At 60.2% G+C, this 12014-nt stretch carries 12 protein-coding genes; 4 read left to right on the forward strand and 8 right to left on the reverse strand.

The annotated features are described in order from the left end of the window. Complete coding sequence (locus tag AAEZ09_RS06970; protein WP_350598797.1) at positions 1–1056, forward strand: HAD family hydrolase; 1056 nt, start codon at positions 1–3, stop codon at positions 1054–1056. A gap of 174 nt (positions 1057–1230) precedes the next feature. On the opposite strand, the gene ilvD is transcribed toward AAEZ09_RS06970, so the two are convergent. The 4 genes from ilvD to AAEZ09_RS07005 form a co-directional block, all read right to left on the reverse strand. Continuing rightward, positions 1231–3072 (reverse strand): dihydroxy-acid dehydratase, encoded by a 1842-nt coding sequence (ilvD, locus tag AAEZ09_RS06975; RefSeq protein ID WP_045059795.1) that lies wholly within the window; start codon positions 3070–3072, stop codon positions 1231–1233. A gap of 357 nt (positions 3073–3429) precedes the next feature. Then, positions 3430–3888, reverse strand: a complete 459-nt coding sequence (locus AAEZ09_RS06980) for an REP-associated tyrosine transposase (RefSeq protein WP_350598798.1) — start codon at positions 3886–3888, stop codon at positions 3430–3432. 623 nt (positions 3889–4511) lie between these two features. Then, positions 4512–5708: a class I SAM-dependent rRNA methyltransferase gene (locus tag AAEZ09_RS07000; RefSeq protein ID WP_122841123.1), complete on the reverse strand. Its 1197-nt coding sequence runs from the start codon at positions 5706–5708 to the stop codon at positions 4512–4514. Positions 5709–5872: 164 nt separating this feature from the next. After that, positions 5873–6415: a type 1 glutamine amidotransferase domain-containing protein gene (locus tag AAEZ09_RS07005; RefSeq protein WP_350598800.1), complete on the reverse strand. Its 543-nt coding sequence runs from the start codon at positions 6413–6415 to the stop codon at positions 5873–5875. Between the two features lie 207 nt (positions 6416–6622). Between AAEZ09_RS07005 and AAEZ09_RS07010 the strand changes: the two genes are divergently transcribed. Genes AAEZ09_RS07010 through AAEZ09_RS07020 form a run of 3 tightly spaced genes read left to right on the forward strand, consistent with a single transcriptional unit; the run spans position 6623 to position 8668 of the window. Beyond that, a complete protein-coding gene (locus AAEZ09_RS07010) occupies positions 6623–7438 on the forward strand; it encodes an HDOD domain-containing protein (RefSeq protein WP_177328558.1) in 816 nt (271 codons plus the stop codon). A 41-nt stretch (positions 7439–7479) separates the two neighbouring features. Beyond that, positions 7480–8292, forward strand: coding sequence for a bifunctional DNA-formamidopyrimidine glycosylase/DNA-(apurinic or apyrimidinic site) lyase (gene mutM, locus AAEZ09_RS07015; protein WP_350598802.1), 813 nt, complete (start codon positions 7480–7482; stop codon positions 8290–8292). A 52-nt stretch (positions 8293–8344) separates the two neighbouring features. Next, complete coding sequence (locus tag AAEZ09_RS07020) at positions 8345–8668, forward strand: hypothetical protein (protein ID WP_045059800.1); 324 nt, start codon at positions 8345–8347, stop codon at positions 8666–8668. A gap of 23 nt (positions 8669–8691) precedes the next feature. Here the strand turns inward: AAEZ09_RS07020 and AAEZ09_RS07025 are convergent, their stop codons facing one another. The 4 genes from AAEZ09_RS07025 to AAEZ09_RS07040 all read right to left on the reverse strand — a co-directional run bounded on the left by AAEZ09_RS07025 (position 8692) and on the right by AAEZ09_RS07040 (position 12009). Next, positions 8692–8943, reverse strand: a complete 252-nt coding sequence (locus AAEZ09_RS07025; RefSeq protein ID WP_028621174.1) for a YfhL family 4Fe-4S dicluster ferredoxin — start codon at positions 8941–8943, stop codon at positions 8692–8694. Between the two features lie 202 nt (positions 8944–9145). Next, on the reverse strand, positions 9146–9625 hold the full coding sequence (gene coaD / locus AAEZ09_RS07030; protein ID WP_045059801.1) for a pantetheine-phosphate adenylyltransferase: 480 nt from the start codon (positions 9623–9625) through the stop codon (positions 9146–9148). A 115-nt stretch (positions 9626–9740) separates the two neighbouring features. After that, positions 9741–11336 (reverse strand): GMC family oxidoreductase, encoded by a 1596-nt coding sequence (locus AAEZ09_RS07035; RefSeq protein WP_205892045.1) that lies wholly within the window; start codon positions 11334–11336, stop codon positions 9741–9743. Between the two features lie 127 nt (positions 11337–11463). Further along, positions 11464–12009, reverse strand: coding sequence for a hypothetical protein (locus AAEZ09_RS07040; RefSeq protein ID WP_045059803.1), 546 nt, complete (start codon positions 12007–12009; stop codon positions 11464–11466). Positions 12010–12014: the final 5 nt, after the last annotated feature.

Raw genomic sequence — 12014 nt, forward strand, 5'->3', positions numbered from 1 at the left:
ATGAAGCTTGCTCCGAAATTTTTGCTCGCAGCACTCTGCCTGGGCCTTGCTGGCCAGGCCTTCGCCACGGATCTGAAACATTGGCCAGCCGATCAGGCCAAGGCGTTGGACGCGATGATCGCGGCCAACGCCAACAAGGGTAACTACGCGGTGTTTGACATGGACAACACCAGTTACCGCTATGACCTGGAAGAGTCGTTGCTGCCGTTCATGGAGAACAAAGGCCTGATCACCCGCGAGAAGCTTGATCCCTCCCTGAAGCTGATTCCGTTCAAAGACACCGCCGAGCACAAGGAAAGCCTCTTCAGTTATTACTATCGCCTTTGCGAACTCGACGACATGGTCTGCTATCCATGGGTCGCGCAGGTGTTTTCCGGGTTTACGCTCAAAGAGCTCAAGGGTTATGTCGATGAGTTGATGGCATCAGGCAAACCCGTGCCAGCCACTTACTACGAAGGCGACGTGGTGAAGAAACTCGACGTTAACCCGCCGAAAATCTTCACTGGGCAAAAAGAGCTCTATAACAAGCTGATGGAAAACGGCATCGAGGTCTACGTGATGACTGCCGCATCGGAAGAGCTGGTGCGCATGGTGGCGTCAGATCCGCAGTACGGCTACAACGTCAAGCCGCAGAACGTGATCGGCGTGAGCCTGCTGCTCAAGGACACCAAGACCGGCGAACTGACCACTGCACGCAAGCAGATTACTGCCGGCAAGTATGACGAGAAGGCCAACCTGGGCCTGGAGTTGACCCCGTACCTGTGGACCCCGGCGACTTGGATGGCGGGCAAGCAGGCGGCGATCCTGACCTACATTGACGAGTGGAAAAAACCGGTGCTGGTGGGTGGCGATACCCCGACCAGCGACGGCTACATGCTGTTCCACAGCGTTGACGTGGCCAAGGGTGGCATTCACCTGTGGATCAACCGCAAGGACAAATACATGACCCAGATAAACGGCATGATGGCCAAGCATGCAGCGGCCCAGGCCAAGGAAGGATTGCCGGTGACGGCAGACAAGAACTGGGTGATCGTGAAGCCTGAAGAAATCCAATAATCCCAGAGTTGTCGATCCCTGTAGGAGCTGCCGAAGGCTGCGATCTTTTGATCTTCAGAGGTCGCGTCCAAGAAAGATCAAAAGATCGCAGCCTCCGGCAGCTCCTACGGGGGATCTTCTGAAACAAAAATGCCCCGCGCTTGGCGGGGCATTGTTTTGTTCGACGGTTAAGCCTTACAGCCCGTCGAGCATCGCCTTGTTACGCACCGCGCCCTTGTCGGCGCTGGTTGCCAGCAGGGCATAGGCCTTCAGGGCAGTGGTCACCTTGCGTGGACGTTTTTCCACAGGCTTCCAGCCTTTCTGATCCTGCTCGGCACGCCGGCCGGCCATTTCTTCATCGCTGATCAACAGGTTGATCGAACGGTTCGGAATGTCGATCAGCACCTTGTCGCCGTCCTGCACCAGACCAATCGCACCACCGGCTGCCGCTTCCGGCGAAGCGTGGCCGATGGACAGGCCCGAGGTGCCGCCGGAGAAACGACCGTCGGTGAGCAGGGCACAGGCTTTGCCCAGGCCTTTGGATTTCAGGTACGACGTCGGGTAGAGCATTTCCTGCATGCCCGGGCCGCCTTTGGGGCCTTCGTAACGGATGATCACGATGTCGCCGGCCTTCACTTCGTCAGCGAGGATGCCGCGTACGGCGCTGTCCTGGCTCTCGAAGATCTTCGCATTGCCTTCAAACACGTGGATCGATTCATCGACGCCGGCGGTTTTCACCACGCAGCCGTCCAGCGCGATGTTGCCGTACAGAACGGCCAGGCCGCCTTCTTTCGAATACGCATGCTCAACACTGCGGATGCAGCCGTTTTCACGGTCGTCGTCCAGGGTTTCCCAACGGGTCGACTGGCTGAATGCGGTTTGCGTCGGGATGCCCGCCGGGCCGGCTTTGAAGAAGTGATGCACGGCTTCATCGTCGGTCTGGGTGATGTCCCACTTGGCGATGCCTTCGGCCAGGGTTTTGCTGTGCACGGTCGGCAGGTCGGTGTGCAACAGGCCGCCACGGGCCAGCGAGCCGAGGATGCTGAAGATCCCGCCGGCGCGGTGCACGTCTTCCATGTGGTACTTCTGGATGTTCGGTGCGACTTTGCACAGTTGCGGCACGAATCGGGACAGGCGGTCGATGTCGCGCAAGTCGAACTCCATCTCGGCTTCCTGGGCGGCGGCCAGCAAGTGCAGGATGGTGTTGGTGGAACCGCCCATGGCGATGTCCAGGGTCATGGCGTTTTCGAACGCCTTGAAGTTGGCGATGTTGCGCGGCAGTACCGACTCATCGTTCTCGCCGTAGTAACGCTTGCACAGCTCGACGATGGTGCGGCCGGCCTGCAGGAACAGCTGTTCGCGGTCGCTGTGGGTCGCCAGGGTCGAACCGTTACCCGGCAACGCCAGGCCGAGGGCTTCGACCAGGCAGTTCATCGAGTTGGCGGTGAACATGCCGGAGCACGAACCGCAGGTCGGGCAGGCGCTGCGCTCGTACTCAGCGACTTTCTCGTCAGAAGCGCTGGAGTCGGCGGCGATCACCATAGCATCGACCAGGTCGAGGCCATGGGAGGCGAGTTTGGTCTTGCCGGCTTCCATCGGGCCGCCAGAAACGAAAATCACCGGGATGTTCAGGCGCAGGGAGGCCATCAGCATGCCAGGGGTGATCTTGTCGCAGTTGGAAATGCAGACGATGGCATCGGCGCAGTGGGCGTTGACCATGTACTCGACGGAGTCGGCGATGATCTCGCGGCTCGGCAGCGAATACAGCATGCCGTCATGGCCCATGGCGATGCCGTCATCCACGGCGATGGTGTTGAATTCTTTTGCCACGCCGCCAGCGCGTTCGATTTCACGGGCGACCAGTTGGCCCAGGTCCTTGAGGTGGACGTGGCCCGGTACGAACTGGGTGAAGGAGTTGGCAATGGCGATGATCGGCTTTTTGAAGTCGTCATCTTTCATCCCCGTGGCGCGCCACAGTGCGCGGGCGCCGGCCATGTTGCGGCCGTGGGTGGATGTTTTCGAGCGGTAATCAGGCATGAAGCACTCCGGGCGGCTAATCAGGTATCAAAGGGGAAGTGAGCTTCTATTGACGTCTGGAACACTCAGAAATGGCCGTGTGTCCGGAAGTTGCCGATAACTTTGCGGGATCGCCGCGCGCTTCAGCTTGAGCTCATAAACCCGCCGGGGGATGACTGGCGATGAATGAGGCGATTCTACACGGCTGGCGGCGAGAGGGAATGCCAGAACGCGCACTGGCCGCGCTCACGAGACGTGCGGCCACCCTGTAGGAGCGAGCTCGCTCGCGAAAAACCAGAGGACGCCGCGGGGTGTCAGGCTGCCAGCGTCATCGTTGACGACCATCGTGAGCGAGCTCGCTCCTACAGTGGGCGGGGTTCAGATCCAGATGGCGTCCCAGAGAGGGTAGTCACCGATACGTGCGACTAACCCTGCTCGCAATGGATTGGCAACAATGTATCTGGCCATGGCTTTGAGATCTTCCTCTCGGCGAAGCGCCCGATCGAAGTAGCCCTTTTGCCATACGGTCGCAGAACCCCCTCGCGCCTGATTGATGGCTCTCGCGCTGCGCGATTTGGTCGTCTGCATCAGTTTTGGCAAATCACCGCTGTGCAGTTCGACCAGCCAGTGGAAGTGATCAGGCATGACAACCCAGGCCAAGGAAGTGGCCTTACTGTCTTCCTGGGCTCGTCTGAACTCGCTTACCAGCAAGCGACCCATACGCCAATCCTTGAAATCCGATTGTCGTCGATGAGTAACCGCAGTCAGCAGATAGATACGGCCGGGTTCAGAGTAGCGGCCGATTCTTAAACAATGGGCTTTTGGCGTGTTGGACATTCCGTTGTCCTCTTCCGGGATGGAAGGGAAACGGTAGATGCACGAGTGGCGGTTGTCGCCATGACAGTAGTTCTGGATATGTCACGGCCATTGTAGGAGCGAGCTCGCTCGCGAAAAACCAGAGGACGCCGCGGGGTGTCAGGCTGCCAGCGTCATCGTTGACGACCATCGCGAGCGAGCTCGCTCCTACAACAGCCGGGTATGTCGCGGCCGCACACCATGACGCAACTTCCTGTATGTCGCGGCCGCACACCATGACGCAACTTCCTGTATGTCGCGGCCGAAAACTCTGACGCAATTCCCTGTAGGAGCGAGCTCGCTCGCGAAAAACCAGAGGACGCCGCGGGGTGTCAGGCTGCCAGCGTCATCGTTGACGACCATCGCGAGCGAGCTCGCTCCTACAACAGCCGGGTATGTCGCGGCCGCACACCATGACGCAACTTCCTGTATGTCGCGGCCGCACACCATGACGCAACTTCCTGTATGTCGCGGCCGAAAACTCTGACGCAATTCCCTGTAGGAGCGAGCTCGCTCGCGAAAAACCAGAGGACGCCGCGGGGTGTCAGGCTGCCAGCGTCATCGTTGACGACCATCGTGAGCGAGCTCGCTCCTACAGATAGTGTTTAGCTGTTTGGCAGCAACCGGCAGGTGATGCTCTTGATGTAGCGCGTCTCGGCAATTGCCGGGTGCACCGGGTGATCCGGACCCTGGCCGCCGCGTTCCAGCAGCTGGATGTTACGGTCCAGGTGACGGGCGCTGGTCAGCAGGATGTTCTGCAGGTCGTCTTCCGGCAGGTGCATCGAGCACGAAGCGCTGACCAGGATGCCGTCCTTGGTCAACAGGCGCATGGCTTGTTCGTTCAGGCGGCGGTAGGCGCCTTCGCCATTTTTCATGTCTTTCTTGCGTTTGATGAACGCCGGCGGGTCGGCCACGATCACGTCGAAACGTTCTTCGCTGGCTTTGAGTTCTTTAAGGGCATCAAACACATCGCCTTCAAGGCAGGTCATCTTCTCGGCGACGCCGTTCAGCGCGGCGTTGCGCTCGACACCATCGAGGGCGAAGGCCGAAGCGTCGACGCAGAAGACTTCACTGGCGCCGAAGGCCGCTGCTTGCACGCCCCAGCCGCCAATGTAGCTATAGAGGTCGAGTACGCGTTTGCCCTTGGCATAAGGCGCCAGGCGAGCACGGTTCATGCGGTGGTCATAGAACCAGCCGGTTTTCTGGCCTTGAATGACCGGCGCTTCGAATTTCACGCCGTTCTCCTCCAGTGCAACCCACTCAGGCACCAGGCCAAACACGGTTTCAACGTAGCGGTTGAGGCCTTCGGCATCACGGGCGGCGGAGTCGTTCTTGAACAGAATGCCGCTTGGCTTGAGCACTTGGGTCAGTGCGGCGATCACGTCTTCCTTGTGCGCTTCCATGGTCGCCGAGGCGATCTGTACCACCAGGATGTCGCCGAAACGGTCGACGACCAGGCCTGGCAGCAGGTCGGAATCACCGTAGACCAGGCGATAGAACGGCTTGTCGAACAGGCGATCGCGCAGCGATAGGGCAACGTTGAGGCGGTGCACCAGCAACGACTTGTCCAGCGGCAACTTGATGTCGCGCGACAGCAGGCGGGCGCAGATGAGGTTGTTCGGGCTCATGGCAACGATGCCCAGCGTCTTGCCACCGGCGGCTTCGAGGATCGCCTGATCGCCGGCCTTGAAGCCGTGCAACGGTGTGGCGGCTACATCGATTTCGTTGCTGTAGACCCACAGGTGGCCGTTTCGCAGGCGACGGTCGGCGTTGGCTTTGAGGCGCAGGCTAGGCAGGGACATGACGTCGCTCCGGAAAAAAGAGCGGGAGTATAGCGTGTTGGGGGTGGTGGCGGGCTTGCAGGTGATGAAACGCCGGCTCCCACAGCGCTTTGGTGCCGAATGCAAATTATGCATGCACAGCAGATCCCTGTGGGAGCGGGCTTGCCCGCGAAGGCGGCCTCGAACTAATACTCGGAAAGCGCAGCAATCAACTCCCGATTGAACGCCGGAATATCATCCGGCTGCCGGCTGCTGATCAGGTTACCGTCCTTGACCACTTCCTTGTCGACCCAATTGGCCCCGGCATTCACCAGATCGTCCCTGAGCGTCTTGTAGCTGGTCATGGTCTTGCCGCTGACCAGTCCGGCAGACACCAGCAACCAGCCGCCATGGCAAATCACCGCGATAGGCTTGCCCGCCGAAGTGCCGGTCTTGACCAGATGCTGGGCGTCCTGGTCGATGCGGATGGTGTCGGAGTTCTGCACACCGCCCGGCAGCACAATGGCGTCGTAATGGTCGGCGCTGGCACCCTTGAACGTGCCGTCGACCTTGAAATCATCCGCGGGCTCGTCGTGATTCCAGCCTTTGACCTGGCCTTGCTCGGCCGACAGGATATCGACTTGAACGCCGGCGTCCTCCAGAGCCTGTTTCGGACCTGTGAGTTCAACCTGCTCGAAACCATCGGTTACCAGAATCGCGACACGCTTGCCGTTCAGGGAATGAGACATGATTACAGCTCCTGAGGTGAGTACATGTTTGCCCGTGGGCATTACTCAGTCCGAAGCCGGGACGTGGATGAAAGTTCCTCCGATGTGCCCGCTGGTGTGTCGGATCCAACTTCATAAAGGTTAGAATTGCCGCCTGTCCCAGAGCGCGTACTTATGTCCCAAGAGCTGACCACCGAACAGATTCAACAGACCCTGCAAGGCATTAGCGTGCCGGCCCAGCCGCAGATCATGGTGGATTTGCAAATGGAGCAGTACATGCCGGACCCGGACCTGGAGGTGATCGCCAAGCTGATCTCCCAAGACCCGGGCCTGTCCGGTTCACTGTTGAAGATCGTCAACTCGCCGTATTACGGCCTGAGCAACAAGATCGCCTCGATCCAGCGTGCGGTGAATCTGCTGGGTAGCCGTTCGGTCATCAACCTGATCAATGCGATGTCGATCAAGGGCGAGATGAACGACGACACCATCGTCACCTTGAACCGATTCTGGGACACCGCCCAGGACGTGGCGATGACGTGCCTGACCCTGGCCAAGCGCCTCGGCGGACAGGCGGGCGACGAAGCCTATGCCCTGGGTCTGTTTCACGATTGCGGTGTGCCGCTGATGCTGCAGCGTTTCCCCGACTACATGGGTGTGCTGGAGGAGGCCTACGCCAACGCCAGTGCGGAATGTCGGGTGGTCGATACGGAAAACAGCCGGTTCAACACCAACCATGCGGTGGTCGGCTACTACACGGCGAAGTCCTGGCGTCTGCCGGAGCATGTATCCCATGCGATCGCCAACCACCACAATGCCCTGGCGATCTTCAGCGATGACTCGTCACGCAACAGTCAGTTGAAGAACCTGCTGGCGATCCTCAAGATGGCCGAACACATCTGCGCGTCGTATCGGGTGCTGGGCAATCAGAAAATCGACCATGAGTGGAACAGCATCAGTCACCTGGTGCTCGATTATGTCGGCCTCTCGGACTACGACTTCGAGACCCTCAAGCAAACCATTCGCGACCTCGGCAATCATCGCTGAGTGCTGATCCCTCTCTGACCCAGTCCTGATTCGAGTGCGCCATGCCTGAACTGCCAGAAGTTGAAACAACTCGCCGCGGGATCGCGCCACACCTTGAAGGCCAGCGCGTCAGCCGGGTGATTGTGCGTGATCGACGCCTGCGCTGGCCGATACCCGAAGACCTCGACGTGCGCCTGTCCGGGCAGCGCATCGTGCTGGTGGAGCGGCGCGCCAAGTACCTGCTGATCAATGCCGAAGTAGGCACCTTGATCAGCCACCTGGGCATGTCCGGCAATTTGCGCCTGGTGGAGGCCGGCACCCCGGCGGCCAAGCATGAGCACGTGGACATCGAGCTGGAATCAGGCCTGGCCCTGCGCTACACCGATCCGCGTCGGTTCGGCGCCATGCTCTGGAGCCTTGACCCGCTCAATCACGAGCTGCTGGTACGCCTGGGGCCGGAACCGTTGACCGAGCTGTTCGACGGCGAGCGCCTGTTTCAACAGTCCCGTGGGCGATCCATGGCGGTCAAGCCGTTCATCATGGATAACGCAGTGGTGGTGGGGGTGGGCAATATCTATGCGACCGAGGCACTGTTCGCCGCCGGAATCGACCCGCGCCGCGAGGCCAAGAGCATTTCCCGGACGCGCTATCTGAAACTGGCCATCGAGATCAAGCGCATCCTGATCCACGCCATCGAGCGCGGCGGCACCACCTTGCGCGACTTTATCGGCGGTGACGGGCAGCCGGGTTATTTTCAGCAGGAATTGTTTGTCTACGGCCGTGGTGGCGAGCACTGCAAGGTCTGCGGAACCGGGTTGCGAGAAGTAAAGCTGGGGCAGCGTGCGAGTGTCTTTTGCCCTCGTTGTCAAAGTTGACTGGCCCTACGGGCTATAGTCTGTGTTCACTGCTCAGCCGAAGGACCGTGCCATGAATTCGTTTCGAACCCTAGTCGTCGTGTTGTTATTGAGCGTTGCAGCGCCGGTGCTGGCAGCCAGCAATGGCAGCGGCGACCCGCGCTACACCATCCAGAATCCCCCGGCCTACGCCATGATCGGCGACTTGCTGATCGCCCGACCCTTGCTGGTGGTGGCGACGGTGATCGGTGCAGGGGCGTTTGTGGTGTCGCTTCCCTTCACCGCGCTGGGCGGCGGCATTGGGGATGCGGGGCAGGCGCTGGTGGTGGACCCGGCGCGGGCAGCGTTTGTGCGGTGCCTGGGGTGCATTGGGGAGGGGTTTGAGCAGCGGGAGTGAGGCCAGTTGCAACACTCCAGAAATCAGACCTTACCGGTAATCACCCGATACTTCGCCATCAACTGCTCTTCAGTTTCCGGATGTGCCTCATCCAGCGGAATGCAATCCACCGGGCATACTTGCTGGCACTGTGGCTCGTCGTAGTGGCCGACGCACTGCGTGCACAGGTTGGGGTCGATCACATAGATCTCTTCGCCTTGGGAGATGGCGGCGTTCGGGCACTCGGGCTCGCAGACGTCGCAGTTGATGCAATCGTCGGTGATGATCAGGGACATGCTAACTCCAGCCAGGGTGGAAGACCCGGGCGCTATAAACCAATGCGCGCAATTGTGCCGTATTGGCGAGCGCAGTGCACGCGAACGCGACGTTCTGCAGGAGCCAGCTTGCTCGCGATGGACGGCAGAGCGCCCAATTTACCCAGGCAGCCCGCGTCTTCGTTAGCGTTCATCGCCAGCAAGCTGGCTCCTGCAGCCTGCGTTATTTCTTGAAGCGTTCGGTCAGGGCATCCGCCACCGCAGGGTGCACGAATTTGGTGATATCGCCGCCCAGGGCCGCAATTTCACGGACCAGCGTCGAGGAGATGAACGAGTATCGCTCGGATGGAGTGAGAAACAGGCTTTCCACATCCGGTGCAAGCTGACGGTTCATGTTGGCCAGCTGAAATTCGTATTCGAAGTCCGACACTGCGCGCAATCCACGGAGAAAGACGTTGGCGTTTTTCTCTTTGGCGAAATGCGCCAGCAGCGTCGAGAAACCGACCACTTCCACGTTCGGCAGATGCTTGGTGACCTCGCGAGCCAGCTCCACCCGTTGTTCCAGGGGAAACAAGGGGTTTTTCTTCGGGCTGGCGGCGACGGCAATGATCACGTGATCGAACAGGCGCGAGGCGCGTTCGACCAGATCGCCATGGCCCTTGGTAATAGGGTCGAAGGTACCTGGGTACAACACTCGGTTCATCGCGTCGTCCTGGCGGGAGTCCGTTGGGGAGTCGGATGGTATCGCAGCATTCCCGGTCGGCCAAGTCGCCTGTTGGGTAAGAAAGCACTATAGACGATGGGAATATTCCTCGTTTTCACGGATTTTTTAAACGGTCGGCGAGCGCGGTGGCCAGTTGCGCGGTCAGTCCGTACACCGATAATTGAGGGTTTGCACCAATGCTGGTGGGGAATAGCGAGCCATCATGGATCGACAGGTTGCTGATCTGGTGATGACGGCCGAGGCTGTCGGTCACGGCGTTTTTCGGCTCTTCGCCCATGGCGCAACCGCCCATCACATGGGCACTGCCCAGGCGGGTGCGGTAGAGCTCCAGGCTCAAACTGTCGATCAGCGTGCGCGCTTCGGCCAGGGTTTTGACGTGGCGAGCATCAGCATGCATCGGCATCACTGCATTGGCGCCACCGGCAAACTGGATTTCGGCCATGCTGTGGAACGCCCGGCGCAAGCCGTCCCAGGCATAGGCAGAAACCTGATAGTCGAGCACCGGGGTGTCGTCACCGCGCAATTCGACGCTGCCGCCGGGACTATCCGGGTGAAAGCCGTCACGTAGCAGCGCCAACATGGCGTGGGTGTGCGGCAAATTCTCCATGTGTCGGGAATTCTCTTCGCCGAAGCCGCCCAGCAGCGTGGTGGCGAGCGCCGGGTGCAGCGGTGGTACTTCCAGTTTGTAGGACATCTTGCCGCTGGTACCGTCCTGCCACTGGAAGTGATCGGAGTAGATCGACTGCGGAGCGCCGTAGAACGGGTTGATCACCTCATCGAACAGGGCGGCAGACATGTTCACCAAATGCAGGAACGTGCGTTTGCCCAGGCGCTTGTGCGGATCGGGGGCCGCGGAGCGCAGCAGTAGCGCCGGGCTGTTGATTGCGCCCCCGGCCAGTACGTAATGTCGCGCCTTGACCGTGATCGTCCTGCCCGTGGGCGCAACGCAGCGCTCATCCATCGCGACACAGCTCAGGCCGATGACCTTGTCGTCCTTGATCGAGAGCTTTTCAGCGCGAGCCAGATAGAGCAATTCACCGCCTTTTTCCAGGGTGGCGGGAATGGTCGTCACCAGCATTGACTGCTTGGCATTGGTCGGACAGCCCATGCCGCAGTAACCCAGGTTCCAGCAGCCACGAACGTTGCGCGGAATCACGTGCCAGCTGTAGCCCAGTTTTTCGCAGCCTTTGCGGATTACATCGTTATTGGCGTTGGGCGGTACCATCCAGGGGGCGACCCCGAGCCGCTGCTCCATTTTCTCGAACCACGGCGCCATGTCGGCAGGGCTGTGGCCTTTTACGTCATGTTCCCGGGCCCAGTGTTCGAGCGTCGGGGGCGGGGTGCGAAAGCTCGATGTCCAGTTGATCAGCGTGGTGCCGCCCACCGCGCGCCCTTGCAGTATGGTGATGGCGCCGTCCTTGCTCATGCGGCCGATGCCTTCCTGATAGAGGCTGGCGTAGGCCTGGTCTTCGAGCATCTTGAAGTCGCTGCTGGTCTTGAGGGGACCTTCTTCGATCAGCAACACCTTGAATCCGGCGGCGCTGAGGATTTCTGCCGTGGTGCCGCCGCCGGCGCCGCTGCCGATGATTGCCACGTCGGCTTCCAGGGTCAGGTCCTCGGTCAGTTGCGAGCCGTTGTAGGTTTTCCAGCCGCGGGCCAGGCCTTCACGGAACGGATCAGGTACGGGCATGTTCGGGTTCTCGTTATTGTTTTGATTTTGTGGTGAATCGGCTGACGCCATCGCGGGCAAGCCCGCTCCCACAGGATTGCGCGATACATGTAGGAGTGGGCCTGCTCGCGATGGGCTCGCCTCGGTCTCAGACAGCAGGCGGGCCCGGATACCCGCAATGTGCCCACGACTCTTGCCGGCTATACCAAGCCATCATCACCAGCTGCAGCAGTGAGCTATGGCCCATGCGCAGCAGGCTTAACGAACTGTTTTCCCAGCGATCAAGGAACTGCCGGACTTCATCGGCGCTGGCATTCTCCCAACTGCCCCAAACGCCGGTCAGCGGGCCGCGAGTGACGGTCAAGCCGAGCACGTCGAACAACTGCTGGGTCAGCTTGAGCATCTGCGGCGAGAGATGATTGAGGCCGTTGTCCAGATTTTTTAGGGTGCTATCGACGGCGTGCGGCATTTGCTCGGTAGCCACCGCGCCATCAAGCATCACTGGAATCAGTGCTCGCAAAAACAGCAGGTCCCCTCGGCGCAGTATTGCGAAACCGCTGGCCGGCGTACTTGAGGAGCAGCCGCTGAGGCTTGCGCCCAAACCGGCCGTGGCAAGGAAAGCCGTGGCGCCCAAGCTGAATTTCAGCAGGCCGCGACGTGACAGCGCGGGTGTATCGGACAGGCTGGGATTCATTATTG

Origin of the sequence: Pseudomonas sp. 65/3-MNA-CIBAN-0223 (genome assembly GCF_040310425.1) — a bacterium.
GTDB classification, from domain to species: Bacteria; Pseudomonadota; Gammaproteobacteria; order Pseudomonadales; family Pseudomonadaceae; genus Aquipseudomonas; species Aquipseudomonas gregormendelii.

Excerpts from the sequence above, each read along its gene's own strand:
- AAEZ09_RS06970 (WP_350598797.1), top strand. The coding sequence starts at position 1 with ATGAAGCTTGCTCCGAAATTTTTGCTCGCAGCACTCTGCCTGGGCCTT.
- ilvD (WP_045059795.1), bottom strand. The coding sequence starts at position 3,072 with ATGCCTGATTACCGCTCGAAAACATCCACCCACGGCCGCAACATGGCC.
- AAEZ09_RS06980 (WP_350598798.1), bottom strand. The coding sequence starts at position 3,888 with ATGTCCAACACGCCAAAAGCCCATTGTTTAAGAATCGGCCGCTACTCT.
- AAEZ09_RS07000 (WP_122841123.1), bottom strand. The coding sequence starts at position 5,708 with ATGTCCCTGCCTAGCCTGCGCCTCAAAGCCAACGCCGACCGTCGCCTG.
- AAEZ09_RS07005 (WP_350598800.1), bottom strand. The coding sequence starts at position 6,415 with ATGTCTCATTCCCTGAACGGCAAGCGTGTCGCGATTCTGGTAACCGAT.
- mutM (WP_350598802.1), top strand. The coding sequence starts at position 7,480 with ATGCCTGAACTGCCAGAAGTTGAAACAACTCGCCGCGGGATCGCGCCA.
- AAEZ09_RS07020 (WP_045059800.1), top strand. The coding sequence starts at position 8,345 with ATGAATTCGTTTCGAACCCTAGTCGTCGTGTTGTTATTGAGCGTTGCA.
- AAEZ09_RS07025 (WP_028621174.1), bottom strand. The coding sequence starts at position 8,943 with ATGTCCCTGATCATCACCGACGATTGCATCAACTGCGACGTCTGCGAG.
- coaD (WP_045059801.1), bottom strand. The coding sequence starts at position 9,625 with ATGAACCGAGTGTTGTACCCAGGTACCTTCGACCCTATTACCAAGGGC.
- AAEZ09_RS07035 (WP_205892045.1), bottom strand. The coding sequence starts at position 11,336 with ATGCCCGTACCTGATCCGTTCCGTGAAGGCCTGGCCCGCGGCTGGAAA.
- AAEZ09_RS07040 (WP_045059803.1), bottom strand. The coding sequence starts at position 12,009 with ATGAATCCCAGCCTGTCCGATACACCCGCGCTGTCACGTCGCGGCCTG.